General features: G+C 54.3%; 12 protein-coding genes. 4 read left to right on the forward strand and 8 right to left on the reverse strand.

The genetic code is table 11. The features are described 5' to 3' along the window. Window positions 1–115: 115 nt before the first annotated feature. Window positions 116–847 (reverse strand): AAA family ATPase, encoded by a 732-nt coding sequence (locus tag C812_RS19130; RefSeq protein ID WP_016314291.1) that lies wholly within the window; start codon window positions 845–847, stop codon window positions 116–118. A gap of 16 nt (window positions 848–863) precedes the next feature. Then, window positions 864–2,462 carry a glycoside hydrolase family 43 protein gene (locus C812_RS19135; RefSeq protein WP_016314292.1) on the reverse strand — a complete coding sequence of 533 codons (1,599 nt, stop codon included), beginning with the start codon at window positions 2,460–2,462 and terminating at the stop codon, window positions 864–866. A 122-nt stretch (window positions 2,463–2,584) separates the two neighbouring features. Here C812_RS19135 and C812_RS19140 point away from each other — a divergent pair, with 122 nt between their 5' ends. Then, a complete protein-coding gene (locus tag C812_RS19140) occupies window positions 2,585–3,625 on the forward strand; it encodes an LLM class flavin-dependent oxidoreductase (RefSeq protein ID WP_016314293.1) in 1,041 nt (346 codons plus the stop codon). On the opposite strand, the gene C812_RS19145 is transcribed toward C812_RS19140, so the two are convergent. Continuing rightward, entirely contained in the window at window positions 3,580–5,109 is a 1,530-nt protein-coding gene (locus tag C812_RS19145; protein WP_016314294.1) for a response regulator transcription factor, read from the reverse strand. The genes C812_RS19140 and C812_RS19145 overlap by 46 nt on opposite strands. Window positions 5,110–5,125: 16 nt before the next feature. Next, window positions 5,126–6,883: a sensor histidine kinase gene (locus C812_RS19150; protein WP_016314295.1), complete on the reverse strand. Its 1,758-nt coding sequence runs from the start codon at window positions 6,881–6,883 to the stop codon at window positions 5,126–5,128. A 205-nt stretch (window positions 6,884–7,088) separates the two neighbouring features. Between C812_RS19150 and C812_RS19155 the strand changes: the two genes are divergently transcribed. The 3 genes from C812_RS19155 to C812_RS19165 all read left to right on the forward strand — a co-directional run bounded on the left by C812_RS19155 (window position 7,089) and on the right by C812_RS19165 (window position 10,199). Further along, window positions 7,089–8,414, forward strand: coding sequence for an ABC transporter substrate-binding protein (locus C812_RS19155; protein ID WP_016314296.1), 1,326 nt, complete (start codon window positions 7,089–7,091; stop codon window positions 8,412–8,414). A 73-nt stretch (window positions 8,415–8,487) separates the two neighbouring features. Beyond that, window positions 8,488–9,369 (forward strand): carbohydrate ABC transporter permease, encoded by an 882-nt coding sequence (locus C812_RS19160; RefSeq protein ID WP_016314297.1) that lies wholly within the window; start codon window positions 8,488–8,490, stop codon window positions 9,367–9,369. Then, window positions 9,369–10,199 (forward strand): carbohydrate ABC transporter permease, encoded by an 831-nt coding sequence (locus tag C812_RS19165; RefSeq protein WP_016314298.1) that lies wholly within the window; start codon window positions 9,369–9,371, stop codon window positions 10,197–10,199. The genes C812_RS19160 and C812_RS19165 overlap by 1 nt, the downstream gene beginning before the upstream one ends. Window positions 10,200–10,892: 693 nt before the next feature. Here C812_RS19165 and C812_RS19170 read toward each other — a convergent pair. The 4 genes from C812_RS19170 to C812_RS19185 form a co-directional block, all read right to left on the reverse strand. Then, window positions 10,893–12,011 (reverse strand): IS110 family RNA-guided transposase, encoded by a 1,119-nt coding sequence (locus tag C812_RS19170; RefSeq protein ID WP_016310904.1) that lies wholly within the window; start codon window positions 12,009–12,011, stop codon window positions 10,893–10,895. A gap of 165 nt (window positions 12,012–12,176) precedes the next feature. Next, window positions 12,177–13,325: a family 8 glycosyl hydrolase gene (locus C812_RS19175; RefSeq protein WP_016314299.1), complete on the reverse strand. Its 1,149-nt coding sequence runs from the start codon at window positions 13,323–13,325 to the stop codon at window positions 12,177–12,179. 177 nt (window positions 13,326–13,502) lie between these two features. Then, window positions 13,503–14,237 carry an SIS domain-containing protein gene (locus C812_RS19180; RefSeq protein WP_036626132.1) on the reverse strand — a complete coding sequence of 245 codons (735 nt, stop codon included), beginning with the start codon at window positions 14,235–14,237 and terminating at the stop codon, window positions 13,503–13,505. 6 nt (window positions 14,238–14,243) lie between these two features. Further along, a complete protein-coding gene (locus C812_RS19185; protein ID WP_016314301.1) occupies window positions 14,244–14,990 on the reverse strand; it encodes a creatininase family protein in 747 nt (248 codons plus the stop codon). Window positions 14,991–14,997 lie beyond the last annotated feature (7 nt).

A 14,997-nucleotide genomic window follows, 5' to 3' on the forward strand; every position in this document is an offset into this window, starting at 1 on the left:
ACCAGCAAATAAGCTCTCTCATAAGCGTTAGATTCTCATCGCCCCCGTTTTCGGCCCAATAGCGTTTCTGGCAAGCGTTAGACCGCTGGTTCGCTGTTGCGCCCTAACTGCTACGCTAGGAGATGTCTTCGCCCTCGTCTTCATCCTCAAACAACGTGCGAAGGACACTGTTCCGGTTTTCGAGGAAACGGCGCGTAATTTGGTAGTGATCCGTATCCTCGTAACGTATCTGCTCCAGCTGATCGCCATCAAAACTTAAGATGTCCGCGTCCGGATACCCCATCAGAATCGGTGAATGCGTGGCGATAATGAACTGGGCGCGATCCGATAAGTCATGGATAATCCGCATCAAGGACAACTGCCGGGCTGGAGACAGGGCCGCCTCCGGTTCGTCCAGCAGATAAATGCCCCGGCTGCCAAATCGATACTTGAACAAGCTGAGGAACGACTCGCCATGCGATTGGCTGTGCAAGGACACCCCGCCGTAAGCCCGTGTTGCTGCGACATCATCGATATGCGAGGCAAACGAATAAAACGACTCCGCCCGCAAAAAGAAGCCATTCGTGACTTTCGGGTTCCAGGAGAGACGAAGGTAGTCTCCAAGCGCAGATTCAGATCGATCTACCTCGTAGACGTTGTTTCTCCCACCGCCAGCCGGATTAAACCCGCATTGGTAGGCAATCCCCTCCAGCAACGTGGATTTACCCGAACCGTTCTCCCCAACAAAAAAGGTAACTGGACGGCGGAGATACAGCTTGTTCATCTTTCGAACTAACGGGAGCGAGAAAGGGTATGCGTGGAAGGAGGGCATCTTCTCTTTAAGCAGCGTGATCTCTCGTAAATACACCCTCTTACACCCCCTCTCATTTTGAGAATGAATCAAGCTCCTTATAAATAAAATAGTCGAAATCGGCAGGCTTGCGCATCCCGCTTAGATCCTGGGCGCAGACGCCAATAAAGGTGCCGGTGAAGCGCAATCTCTCCGCCGGATCGTCGGACATGTGGCTTACGTCAACGGCTTCGCCTACTGCATGCCAGATCTCCCCGTCCAGGCTGTAGTAGAAACTTGCCAGCTCGCGTTCGATTACGACCCGCAGCCAGCAACGCGAAGCCCCTTCAATCGAGATATCTTCCGCCAGCAGTTCGTCGTAAACGCCGTATTTGGTCTGGATCAAATTCAGGCTCTTGCCCTTCGTCTCATCTCGGGAGATCCGCAGATATACATGATCGTTCGTGTCGTAGAACACGGTCAGGCCCGCCATCTGCTGGAACGTCTCCGGCTCGAACTCCACCACCGTCTCCGCCAGGCAATGGAACGATTGCTGCCGCCGCGCCACCAGGCTCTGCCGGAACAGCGAGTTCATCGACTCGCGGCCATACAAGCGCAGGAAGCCAGGACGCTCGCGCAGTGTCAGCCAATCCTCCGTGGCCGGAACACGCAGGGTGCTCCAATGTACCCCCAGCGTCTCCGCCTCGAAATCGTCCCGTTCCGCCTCCGGTTCAAACGGGTGCGGCGGCAAGGCGGGAGCAGGCACCTTCACTTGCGGCTCATTCCCACCGGTTTCCAACCGGAACCAGCCGTCTTCGGTCCAGACCCCGCGTTGAATCGCCGTTTCCCTGCCAAGCGTACAATAGATGTCCTTCGTCGGCCGTCCAGTCAGATGCACCATGTACCATTCCCCTGTCTGGGTCTCGACCAGCGAGGCATGTCCCGCCTTTTGCAGCTCCAGATGCGGTTTACCCGCCGAGGTGAGAATCGGATTGGTAGGGTCCACTTCATACGGTCCGTCGATCGTCCGCGATCGGGCCATCGTGACCGCATGTTCGTAATGCGTGCCGCCTTCCGCTGTCAGCAGGTAGTAGTAGCCATTTCTTTTATACAAATGCGGGCCTTCGGTTACTCTAAGGTCAGTGCCTAGGAAAATATTTTTCACTGGACCCACCAGCTTCTGCTGCTTCGGATCATATTCTTGAAGCACGATGCCAGCAAAGTGGTTCTTCCCTTTCCGGTGATCCCACAGCATGTTCACCAGCCACTTGCGCCCGTCATCATCATGGAACAACGAAGGGTCGAAGCCGCTGCTGTTCAAATAGATCGGATCCGACCAGGGGCCGCGAATATCCGGGGCAGTAACCAGATAGTTGGGCGTATCCTTGAACGCGCCGTGACGGCTTTTGACATCAGTGTAAATCAGGTAGAACAGCCCGTTATCATAGCTGAGGCAAGGGGCCCATATCCCGCAAGAGCCGGGGTTGCCCAGCATATCCAGCTGTGACACCCTCGTCAGCGGGTGGCCGATCAGTTGCCAGTTCACGAGATCCCGAGAATGATGAATTTGCACACCCGGGAACCATTCGAAGGTAGAAGTCGCGATGTAGTAGTCATCCCCAACTCGCAAGATTGAGGGATCAGGGTTAAAGCCGCGTAAAATCGGATTCGTGATCATTGGACGTTCGCTCATAAGTTCCTCCTATAAAAACTGTTATCGAATTGGTTATTGTTTTTCGCTCAAATCTTAAAATTTCGATTATAATAGAAATTAGGCTTTCGCATCTCATTTCCTGCCTAAGGAGGCTAGTTTTTATGCCTGATTCAAGTAAGACTAACGATTCATCGTATCGTTTATCCCATATTCCGGTCTCGATTCTCGACTTGGCGCCGATTACCGCCGGCAGCACGGCGGCCGAATCGCTGCGCAATTCGCTGGACCTTGCCCAGCATGCCGAGAACTGGGGCTACCACCGCTATTGGCTCGCAGAGCATCACGGCATGCCCGGCATTGCCAGCTCGGCGACCTCCGTCGTGATCGGACACATCGCCGGCGGTACGAAGAAGATCCGCGTTGGATCCGGCGGCATCATGCTGCCAAACCACGCGCCGCTTGTTATCGCGGAGCAGTTCGGCACGCTCGAGTCGCTGTACCCGGGGCGGATCGATCTCGGCCTGGGTCGGGCGCCCGGCTCCGACCCGCTGACTTCGCACGCGCTGCGCCGCGGGCCGGGCAGTGACGGGCAGGATTTTCCAGAGCGGCTCGCAGAGCTGCGGAATTATTTCCAGCCCGTCTCCGGCTCCTCGATGCGCGTGCGCGCGATTCCCGGCGAAGGCTTGCACATCCCGATCTGGCTGCTCGGCTCCAGCGGCTTCAGCGCGCAGCTGTCCGCCCAGCTCGGTCTGCCGTTCGCCTTCGCCAGCCATTTCGCGCCGGATTACTTGCTCCCGGCGCTCAATTTATACCGCACGCACTTCCGTCCGTCGGCGGAACTGGCGAAGCCTTATGCGATGATCGGCGTGAACGTGATCGTCGCCGATACCGATGCGGAGGCTCGTCGCTTGGCGACCTCCCAGCACCAGCAGTTCTTGAACTTGATCCGCCGGCGCACCTCACAGCTTAGCCCGCCAGTGGAGCATCTCGACTGGACGCCGCAGGAGCAAGCGGTGGTCGAACGCCAGCTCAGCTATTCGGCGATCGGCTCACCCGAGACGGTGCGGAACCGGCTGGAGCACCTGCTGGCCGAGACCGAAGCCGACGAGATCATCGTCGCTGCCCAGATCTACGACCACAAGGCCCGCTTGCGCTCTTACGAGCTGTTGTCCGGGTTGTTCGGAGGACAGCGCTCCTTGTAATCCGAAGGGCTGCAGCCCGTGTACTCCTTAAACACTTTGGAGAAATAGTGCTGATCGCTGAATGACAAAGCATCAGACACCTCTTTAATTCGCATTTCCGGCTTGCAGGCAATCAGCCTGCAGGCCTCTTTGATTTTGAGGCCAGTATAATATTGCACGAAGGTGCTTTGAGCATACCTCCTCATGACCCGGCTGACATACGAGGGGCTGACGTGAAATTTCTGCGCCACATCGGCGAGCGAAAGATACGAGTACAGATTGAGCCTGACGTATTCCTCAATCTGCCGAAACAGTTCCTCACCGCTTTTTCGGTTCTGCGCCTGCAGCCATTCGAAGGATTGCTTCGTCCATTCCAACAAGTTCTCGCCAAACCTCTCAAAACAATCCGCATCAAGCAAACGACGTGAAGAAGTCTCGAGCTCCAGCCGATGTCCGGTCTCCGAGTCGCCTCCCGCTTGTGAGAAAGCATCGGTCATGAGTGCAATAAATCGTTCCAGCTCCGCAAACCGAATGTTGTGGCTCGACCATTTGGCCAGCTGCTCGTTCAGCTTTAACAAGAACTGCTCCTTCCTCCGCCCCACGATAAGCTCTGTAAAGGCCGCGGCAGTCGCCCGATCCAGCTCAGAACCCTCCGGCTGAACCAATGTCTGGGGAATCTCCGTATCTACCACGATGCCTTGGTGAACCGGCTGCCGTTCGTCCAAAATGCCTGACATGCGGTGGTACAGTTCAGGCAGGCGATCCGGATCGCCGGACTGCAGCTGTCCGCCAATCGTCGCCGCGAGCCCCGCCGCCTCCAGCGTTTTGCGAACGGACTCCAGGCATTGATACACCGAGGAATAAGCGTCCGCCGCCGTTTTTTGCACCATAGCAAGAAATTGACCAGGCACCTGCGTCGGAAACACCCAGCAGAGCTGCGGAGCAAACATAGCATCCAGTCTGCGCTGAAGCTCCTCCGCGTTCCAAAGCTCCCGCCTGCCGGTAAACGGCTGCCTCCGGATGAGGATCAAGAGCTTACCGTAATGGCGGAATTGATCCCCGAGCTGCAAATCCGCATAAACCTCCGGAGCTACAATCTCCTGAAACAGCTCCGCTTCACTGGGAACCCGGCTGCGGAGACGCTCCAGCGCCCGTTCCATCACTTCCAACAACTGCTTGCGTTCGACGGGCTTGAGTAAATAGTCAAATACCTGCAAATTAATCGCCTTGCGCGTGTATTCGAAATCGTTGTATCCGCTGATCAAAATAAATAACAACTGCGGGCGGATCTGCTTCGCCTCTTCGATAAACGCGAGGCCGTCCAGCTTAGGCATGCGAATATCGGTCAACACCAGGTCCACCGGCTGCTGCCGGATGAGCTCTAACGCTTCCTCGCCGTTGGCCGCTGTAGCCGTCACCTGGAACGGGAGCTCCAGGGAACCCAGCAATGTTCGGATGTTTCGCAAGATCGGCTTGCTGTCTTCCACGATCATGACGTTGTACATGCTGTGCCCTCCTTGTTCAGTAGAAGTCCTTGGTGAGCGAACCGATGATCTGAACCGTGGCGCCTTTTTCCCCATCTGCTTGGTTAAACAGATTGAAGAACAGCCGGTTCTGGTACATTAACTTCAGTCGGCCGACGCTGTTCACAATGCCCATATTGCCAATCGAGGCGGGGCGTTCACCCCCCTCTCCGTCAGCAGCTTCGCTCTTCCGCAGGTTGTCCATGATTTCATCGATCTTCCCGGGCGGGAACCCGTCTCCGTTATCCTTAATTTCCACGGCCCACAGCCCGTTGAACTGCTTCACCGTAATCTCGATCCGCCAAGGAGGGTCACGGTGAATGAACGCATGCTCGATACAGTTCTCCACAAAAGGCTGAAGCACCAACCGCGGCAACTGCACGTTCCGCGCCGAATCGTCCGTATGGATCTCCCATTCGAGATCATCTTCGTATTTTTGCTGAACAAGCGACAGGTAATGCCGCGTATGCTCGAGTTCATCGGCTAAGGTGACGTGCGCATAAGGGGAAGATACGATGTAGCGCAGGCTGTCCGACAGGTGCTTGCACATGTCGGTGACGACGTCGGTCTTCCCTTCCTGGGCCGCGATGCTAATCAAATACAGCACGTTATGGATGAAATGCGGTGCAATTTGGGCCTGGAGCGCGGAGTTGCGCGCCTTGACCTCCTCATGCAAGGCGATCTTCTCCCGTTCAATCGATGCTTGCAGCCGTTCCATCAGATCCTGAAAAGCCTCGTTTAATAGAATTAAATCGTTATTTTGCGTAGGGTTGTCCCATTTGAGATTCATATTGCTATAGCTGATCCGCCATATCTGACTGCGCAGCTTCCGGATCGGCAACAGCAGACTACGCGAAGAAAAATAAATATACACAAAAGATAACAGCATCAACGCCGTAATCAGCAAAATGGACAAATACTTGACCGAGTTGACGGGTCCCAGTACGTCTTGCTTCGGCGTCACTAGATAGGTTGTCCACCCGGTGCTTTCCGACCTGGCGTAAGCCACATAGTTCCCGTGATCGTCCACATGGACGCCGTCAACTGAATGTCGCGTTGTCAACTCGGCATGCTCCTTCGGGATATCTCCAACCACCGGCTGGCCGTTCTGGTCCAAGATGTACACCTGGCCGCTGCCCACGCCTTGCGTGATCCTTTGCAGGTATGCATTATCCAACAGGATGCTCAGATATCCGAATACCGTCCCGTTCTGATTATTGATCGATCGAATAAACGAAACGGCCCCTCCCTGACGTTCCAGAACATAACCGCTGCCGCTCCAGCTTCCGTCGATGAGACTCTTTTTCAGATAACCTTCGATCGAAGCCGCATCCCCTTGTAAACCAATATAGGACACGATTTTGCGTCCGGCCTTATCGTAAATCACCATGTCCTTGATATTCATTCTGGGGCCGATCGCCTGAAACATCAGATCCTTCAGCCTGCGGCTTTGATTCAGCCGTTCGAGGTTAGCGTCGGTTTGATAACCCCGCTCCAGAATCGTAAAAACATCCTTGCTGGACAAAATCCGCTGCGACATTTGGTTCTGACTGTCCACATAATCGTCGAGCTGCTGGCTCACCTTGGTCACTGCGGCCAGCTTGGCCTCCACCGTTTTCTCTTTCAACGGTTTGATGACGACCAGATTGACGTAGACGATAAAGCAACCCAATATAAACAGAAGCAGAGCTACAAAGGTTAAAAAGACTTTATTCTGCAAGCTCAGCTGACTTCTGCGGAGGAAGAAAGGTTTCATGACGTTGGCTTGGCCCCCTTTGGCTATGGCCATGTTGCATTAGGATGGTTTAACTGTACCACTTTGCTTCACGTCATGACAACGGTTACAAGTTCACAATTTTACACCTCATCTGTCACCCTCAGACATGTACCTGACACAGACTGAAAACTATAATCAAGTTGCAAGCGCATTCAAAGACATATCAAACAGAGGGGGATTTGCCTTGAATTACGCACTGAAGAGAACAACCACCGCAGTCATCGCCGGTTTGCTGGCCTTATCGCTCGCAGCCTGCGGATCCGGAGGCGCCAAGTCCAACAACACCGCCCAAGACGGCAACAACAGCGGCGGCGCCAAGGGCGACAAAGTCACCATTGAGTTAGCGATCTCCAAAAGCTCGCAGGACTCCGCCTTCATCCAACAAGATATCCTCGACGAATTTGAGAAGCAGACGAACATCAAAGTCAATTTGCAGCTGATTCCAGCCGAGCAAACGACAACCGTCTTACAGACGAAGCTGGCCGTTGAAGAAACGCCGGACATCATTCAATACAATCTGGCCAGCGCAACCACGGACCTGAATCTGGAGCGCAACTTTGAAATTCTGGATGACGAGCCTTGGGCCAGCCGGATTTTGAACAAAGACGTCCTGTCCGCATACGGGCACATCTACAGCTTCCATGTCAGCCAAGACACCGGGATGCAAGGCGTGGTCTATAACAAAGACATCTTTGACGAACTGGGTCTGTCCATTCCTAAGAACTTTGAAGAATTCCTGGCTGTCTGCGAGAAGATCAAAGCCAGCGGAGTCACTCCAGTATTTATGCCGTACAAGGACAACTGGGCCGCGAATATTTGGCCGGCCGCTGCGTTTGCCAACTTCGTAGCCAAGAGCGATCCGACCTTCTTCGACGATCTGAACAGCAATAAGAAAAAATGGTCCGACATCCCGGAATTCCAAACGTTCCTGCAGCAGCAGTATGACGTGTATAAGCAAGGCTACACCAACGCCGACGTCCTGAGTGACAGCTACGATATGGCGGTGGGGAAATTCCTGAACAAGGAAGTCGCCATGATGTTCATGGGAGACTGGCTGATCGAAGGCGTGCTGAAGCAGGATCCGAACATGCGCCTCGGCGTCTTCCCGATCCCTTCCGAGGAAGATGCCAGCCTGGGTGCCAGCCCGCTGGGCGGCCAGCTGTTCATTCCGAAGAAAGCGAAGCACTTGGCGGAAGCCAAAGAGTTCCTGAACTTCTTAGGCTCGAAAGAAATCGCCCAGAAAATCGTTGACTCCAAAGGGTACGTATCCAACCTGAATGACGTTACGACGCCGGAATTGCCGGACTACAAGCAAGAAATCGTCGATAACTACATCACGCCGAAGAAAACCGTCTTGACTACCGACGCCTACATGCTGGTTGACCGCAGCGAGCTGTACCGGCTGCTCCAAGACCAATTCGCCGGCGGCCTAACCCCGGAAGAGGTTCTGAAGGCTTGGGACGAGAAGTTCAGCCAACTGATGGCAGATAAAGAAATCCCCGGTTTCTAAATCGGAAGAATGGCAGGCAGCATAAGTCCCGTCCGGGGGTTATGCTGCCCCAGTCTATAGTGGGGTGGAAAACATGAAATCAAAAGCATCGGTCAAAAATCTATATTCCTATTATCTCGTATTACCGGCGTTACTCATTTACACGATCTTTTTTGTCATCCCGGCGTTTACGGGCTTTTATTATTCCTTTACCGATTGGCGGCTGGATCGCTTGACGATCAAATTCATCGGATGGGAGAACTTCCATAAGATCTTCTCCGATAAAACACTGCTCCTCGCGCTTAAAAACACCCTAATCTTCGCCGTCGTCACCGTGGTTGGGAAGAACCTGATCGGGATCGTCCTTGCGGTGGCTCTAAATATGCGGCTCAAGACGCGGAACTTGCTGCGGGCGATTTTTTATTCCCCGTCCATTCTGAGCATCCTGGTTATCGGGATCGTGTTTACTCCAATCTTGCGCACGGAAGGCGCGATCAACCGGATGTTCAATGCGGTGGGGTTGCACGCATTAAGCCAGGCTTGGCTCACCAATCCGCATATCGTCATCTGGACCATCGCCGTGATCTCGATCTGGCAGCATGCCGGTTTTCAAATGGCGATTTATTTGGCCGGATTGCAATCCATTTCCCAGGAGTACTACGAAGCGGCAACCATCGACGGGGCCGGATCCTGGAAAAAGTTCACGAATATCACGCTGCCGCTCCTGCTGCCAGCGATTAATATCAACCTGATGCTCACCCTCATCGGCGGGCTGAAGGTCTTCTCGGAGGTCTTCGTCCTGACCGGCGGGGGCCCGGGCAATGCTTCACAGGTCGTCGGCACGATCATCCTACGGTCCTTCGGCGAAGGAAGCTGGGGGCTGGGGACAGCCATCAATACACTGTTGTTCGTGGCAGTTACGATCATTGCCATCCCGCTGCTCATCTTCATGCGGCGTAAGGAGGTCACCGAATAATGGGATTTACACGCAAACTCGCCATTCGTAACTATATTGTCGAAGGCCTTCTGCTGCTGGCTTCATTGCTGATTCTTTTGCCGGTGTTAATCATGATCTTCGGTTCTTTTAAGACGAGCGCCGAAGTAATGGATTTCTCGATCAAACTGCCCGAAAAGTGGATGTTCTCCAACTACGTGCGCGTCTTTGAAGAAGGCGGGCTCGCCCGGTCGTTCTGGAACAGCGTGTTGATTACCGGTGTATCTTCGATCATCAACATCGTGGCTTCTTCGGCGGCCTCCTTTATTCTGGCGCGTCGCGAGACGAAACTCGCCAATACGCTGTACATGTTTTTCTTTATGGGCCTGATCGCCCCGATGTCGACAATTACGACCATCCGGATCGTGCAAGCGCTGGGCTTCTACGGCAGCATCACCAGCGTCATTCTGATTTACGCCTCGCTGAACACCGCCTTTAGCGTGTTCCTCTACAGCGGGTTCATCAAGACGATCCCGAAAGCGCTCGACGAGGTGGCGTTCCTGGAAGGGGCCAGCGTGCTCGGCGTATTCTTCCGGATCGTGACGCCGCTGATCCTGCCAGTGAATGCTACCGTTGCGATTATGGTGTTCATGTCGGTGTGGAATGACATCACGATTCCGCTCTACTTCCTGACCGACAGTTCGACCTGGACAATGCCGCTGTCCATTTATAATTTCTACGGCAAATACAGCCGGGAATGGAATCTTATTTTTGCCAACCTCGTGCTGACATCGTTGCCGGTATTTATTCTCTATCTGTTCGGCCAAAAATACATCGTCAGCGGCCTCACCGCCGGCGCGGTGAAGGGCTGATTGCAGCGGATACGCATTTAATGAAGTGAGCCTGGGAGGAATTCCGGGCTCGCTTTTTTGGGGCAAAGGCCGCGTCTGAGTTAAACGAGCCGGCGACTTGGCAACTTGGCGAATCCCTGCTGTAACGGACCGTAATGACGTTAATCCACGATTTCCCGACGATTTCCCGGTTTAACGGACACTCCAGCCCTTATTTGCCATTTCGCTATGGTACTAGGCAACGATTTGCCCAAATAACGTCTTCTCAATCCGTTAGAACTCGATTCCCCACGAATCAACGGAACTAAGAGCACTGGAGTCCGTTGCTATGAACGTTTTTGTCAAGCCCTCAGTTTAAACCTTGCCTGAGCACGTGGCGCGAGAGCAAAAATGCGAGCGACGGTCGGCACGCTGCTATCCGTGGGTTGGTTACCACATGTTATGCCTTCGTCAAGGAGAGCTTTTGCAAGCTAGAAACGCACGTTCAGTCCCTTCCGAAACTTAGTGCAAACGGACAACGCAATTTCTCTCCCAAACCTTCGTTTGCTCCCGGGCCTCGTGCTCAGGCGTGAGCTTGTCAAGCGTCTTCCTTGACAAGCGGGTAGTTACAAATCAACACTTTTGCAATTCCTCATCGAAGATGAGGAACGCCACACGGCGAGTGTGGGGGTGCAGGGGGCAAGGTCCCCTGCGTCCTTCATCATCGAAAAGCTGTTAGGATGCGGCGGGCTGTTCCACGGTTCGGGCAACAGCCCATACAAACCCAATCAGTTCCCTGGCCACCGCACCGACGGCCACATTCTTGTGTTTGTTCTTTCCAAACACAAGATGGCGGTATTTGGAATGCAGTCTTTCTTGGGCCTTCCAGGACAACAGTTGTACGTCGGCCGGCATGCCATCTAGTCGTTTGGCGAGATCGCCCTTCACGGCAGGACGATGACGGTAACTCCAAGCGGACTCCACTAAAGTCCGGCGCAAGCGGCCGTTTCCGGCTTTGGTCATGCTGCCTCGACGAGTACTTAGGCCCGTGGAATACTCACGAGGGACCAGTCCCAAGTACGCCATCAGTTGGGCTGGGGAGCGAAAACGCGCAAAGGTTCCGATTTCAGCCGCAAGGGTGATGGCTGTGAGCAATCCAATCCCGCGTAAGGACTGAAGAACTTGAATTAGCGAAGCCTTGGAGCCGGTCGCCGCTTGCTCTACCAGTGCTTTTTCTAGGCGACCCATGCGCTGCTCGATCTCATTCAAAGCATGAAGCATCTCATCGAAGGCCACCTGCATGGGCTCGTACGGGAATACCAGTTGCCCCAGCCAGACGCGATACTTCTTCGTCCAGCGACGCTTGATTGTGGCCGGTGGCTCTATCTGGTGACGGAGCAAGAACTTCAAGACCCGCTGACGAGCCCGGTGGGCATCTTCCTTGGCAGCTTCACGGGCGCGAACCAATTCCCGTAGAGCCTCATCTTCCCGTTCGGGGACGTAAACGGGAGCGAGCTCTCCTGCACGATACAAACGCGCGAGTTGCTCGGCATCCCGTCGATCTGTTTTCACTTGGTCGCCGGGGCGTTTGGGAATGAGCGATGGAGCAATGACGACACAGTGGGCCCCCATGGAGGTGATCCAGCGATAGGTTTCGTAACCTGTGGGTCCTGCCTCGTAGCAAAACGATAGCGTTTCGGCCGCTCCCAGCTCTTTGATAAGCTTGCGTAACGCTGCCGGTGTGTGGGGAATGGTTCCGTAATAGCGTGGAGCTTCCCCGCTCACATCTGCAATCGCAACCGAAATTTTTTCTTTGGATACATCTAAACCGACGAATTTTGTGGTAGACTGCATAGTATCAGCTCTCCTTTGCTATGTAGCTCTGAAATGGTTTGGGTTAATCACTATCCATTTTAACCTACGAGATGTAGCAATTTGGAGGGCTGTCTTTGTTTTACGTTCATCTTAGCTAGATCAACGGCCCTCGACCCTTCCCAGCCGCCCACTCCCGATTCAGCCTTACGCCTCACCCCTCGGCATCCATATCCGGTAGTTCCCGCTCAACGCCAACAGCGCAAACAAATAGAGGCAGTTGTCGTAGTAGCGGCGCTTTCCGGTTCGGACGGGAGTGTTCCAGAACAAATCAACACAGGCCTTAGCTTGGGGGCCGTCGGCCGCCAGTGAGGCCATCGCGTTGGTTGCCAGCAACCCGACCGGATGCAAAGCCGGTTCCTCAAACGGCTCCCCTGAGATCGTGTAGCGGCGGTAGTCCTCCGGCTCTTTATCAGCGAAAAACGCCTGAATCTTGCCCACCGCCTCCCGTTGCCAAGGATCGGCGGCAAACCATTCCCAATCGAGGCCAAGATTGGCCGCGACTCGATACGCATCGCTGAAGAAGTGGCCGTACCCCCGTTCGTTATTTGGCGTTCCATCATAATATGCATACTCCGGTGCAAGACCGGTAACCGGGTGGCAAGCCAGGTGCAGATATTGCCGACTCGCCTCAGCCGCTTCCTTCCAGAACGCTCGATCCTCCGGGTAGGCCCACAGCGCAAACAACTCATAGAAATGAGGAAGATGATAGGAAGGATCAGAAAACTCACAGTTTGGAACAAACTTGATCAGCTTGTTGTCCGGATTCCACATCGGATAACCTGGTCCGTCCTCCCCTTTATGCAGGCAGGTGCGCAGCAAATCCCGAGCCTGGGTGCCGTAGTTGAACGGCGCCTCCCGGTCGCCCCAACGATGAGACGCAAACAGCAGCGCCAGCGCAAAATACTCCTCGCCATCCGGTGCCGGCCCGTTGGATAGACGCTTGCCGTCCGGTGCACAGGACCAGGCGAAGTACCCGGCGTTATCCCCTTCGGTCATATACATATAGGTTACTGTCCATTTCCAGATCCGATCGAACACATCCTGGCGGTCGTATTGAACGGCCATCATCATCCCGTAGGACATCCCCTCCGTTCGTACGTCCAGGTTGCCGGTATCCAGCATATAGCCCATATCTTCGCCGGAAGGGTAATAAATACGCGTTTCTTCGTCTCCTTCAAATAACTGCTCCCATGTCTCATCCAATCGACGCTGAATCGCCTCTTCCCCGTAACCGTATTCAGCCAGCAAGTTCCGGTACGTTCCTGTGCAGTAAGCCCCTTGATGCTCCTTCATTCCTTCGCCTCCTTCTCGAGTACAACTGGTCTTATCGTGATTTCAACGTTAAGGTAACACGGTACCCAGCACATTTCCATGTGCATTTCGCGCTTCTATTTATCCAAATCAATCCATCACGACAAAAATCCGCACAGCCAAGGCCGGATCCATGCCAACCTTCACTGTGCGGTTCAATTAGGACAATAAAGAGATCCGATCGCGGTAATGAGCGATCAACTGCCTGTTTCGCTCATCCGCCCCGTCGATATTTCCACTTAAGAATACAGGAGGCTCATAACCCTCATCGGTCATCATCACAATCGCCCCGGCAAAGATACTGTTCAGAATAACAGCCCCGATCACCGTTGACGTCGGTGCGAACGGTACCGGCACTCCCGGATAAGACAGCACCGCGTCTCCCTTCACCGCATGATTATCGATGACCAAGTCGACGGCATCATATAAATGTTTCCCGCTGACATGCCGAGACGGCCAGCTCTGCGAATACTCGAGCGAAGTGATGCCGATCGTGTAAGCCCCTTTCGCCTTCGCGATTTGAGCGACATCCACCGGCACCGGATTCCTGCCGGAAGTCGATAACACGATCATCACCTCTCCCGGACGAATGTCCTGATTGTGCATAAACGACTCAGCCAGCCCGTTCTGCCGTTCCAGCTCCGACGAGCGAACCGCTCCTTCATGCAGCATCAACGGTTCGACCAAAATGGGATGAATCGGTGCTAATCCTCCCGCGCGATAGAACACTTCCTCGGTGAGAATGTGGGAGTGTCCGCATCCAAACAAGTGGATCACGCCTCCCTGCATGATCGTTTCCGCCGTCCTCCGAGCCGCCTGTCTAATGCGCTCTGCTTCCCGTTCCTCGATCTGGTCGAGGCTGCGACGGATCTGCTCCACATACTCATGCAGCATCATAGATCACGTCTCCTTCCTGTTTGGCAAACGTTGCTTAGCCCCTTCAATCATAGCGGCCATCGCATTCAAGGCGGCTTCGATGATCTGTTCGCCCTTTTCTTTGGTTGCGAGCTTCGCATCGCCAAGAACCGCGGTGGACGTAAATTCCTCCCAGGGCGTTGGCGTGCAATCCGCTTCCAGCCCAATGTGAGGAATATCCGTTACGGCTTTATCCATATCGACATACTCTCCCGCCAAATAGAGCATGTAGGAGGTCTCCAGCTCACAGGCATGGAAGTAGGATGCGTGGGACGCCGGCGTTTCCCTCACCTGCTCAATCACCTGTTTCGTTCCCGGATAGAAGAAATAGTAGACCTTCAATTCGGGAATGTCCTTATAAAGCAGGCGCGCAGCCTCCTTCAGCGCTACGGCGTTGCCGAGATGTCCGTTCAGCATGACATAGATTCGCAGGCCTTGTCGGTATAAACTCTCCCCGATGTCGTACAGCATCCGGATCAGCGCCTCATTGGAGACGTTAATGCTGCCAGGGAAGTTCTGCAGGCTCCACACTTGGCCGTACGGTAACGTGGGGAGCACCAAGCTTTCCGTCCGTTCAGCCAACCGGAGCGCCAGCCGCTCGGCCAGCAGGTTATCCGTGCCAAGCGGCAGGTGGGGGCCATGGGCCTCCACCGCACCGATCGGCAGGATTGCGCAGGGCATGCGCTTGATTTTTTCCGCAATGTCATAGGCATTTTCGTATTGAAAGATCAATCACCAC

Source organism: Paenibacillus barengoltzii G22 (genome assembly GCF_000403375.2).
Taxonomy (GTDB): Bacteria; Bacillota; Bacilli; order Paenibacillales; family Paenibacillaceae; genus Fontibacillus; species Fontibacillus barengoltzii.

Coding starts and splice junctions, on each gene's coding strand:
- C812_RS19135 (WP_016314292.1), bottom strand. CDS start 2,462: ATGAGCGAACGTCCAATGATCACGAATCCGATTTTACGCGGCTTTAAC.
- C812_RS19140 (WP_016314293.1), top strand. CDS start 2,585: ATGCCTGATTCAAGTAAGACTAACGATTCATCGTATCGTTTATCCCAT.
- C812_RS19145 (WP_016314294.1), bottom strand. CDS start 5,109: ATGTACAACGTCATGATCGTGGAAGACAGCAAGCCGATCTTGCGAAAC.
- C812_RS19150 (WP_016314295.1), bottom strand. CDS start 6,883: ATGAAACCTTTCTTCCTCCGCAGAAGTCAGCTGAGCTTGCAGAATAAA.
- C812_RS19160 (WP_016314297.1), top strand. CDS start 8,488: ATGAAATCAAAAGCATCGGTCAAAAATCTATATTCCTATTATCTCGTA.
- C812_RS19165 (WP_016314298.1), top strand. CDS start 9,369: ATGGGATTTACACGCAAACTCGCCATTCGTAACTATATTGTCGAAGGC.
- C812_RS19170 (WP_016310904.1), bottom strand. CDS start 12,011: ATGCAGTCTACCACAAAATTCGTCGGTTTAGATGTATCCAAAGAAAAA.
- C812_RS19175 (WP_016314299.1), bottom strand. CDS start 13,325: ATGAAGGAGCATCAAGGGGCTTACTGCACAGGAACGTACCGGAACTTG.
- C812_RS19180 (WP_036626132.1), bottom strand. CDS start 14,237: ATGCTGCATGAGTATGTGGAGCAGATCCGTCGCAGCCTCGACCAGATC.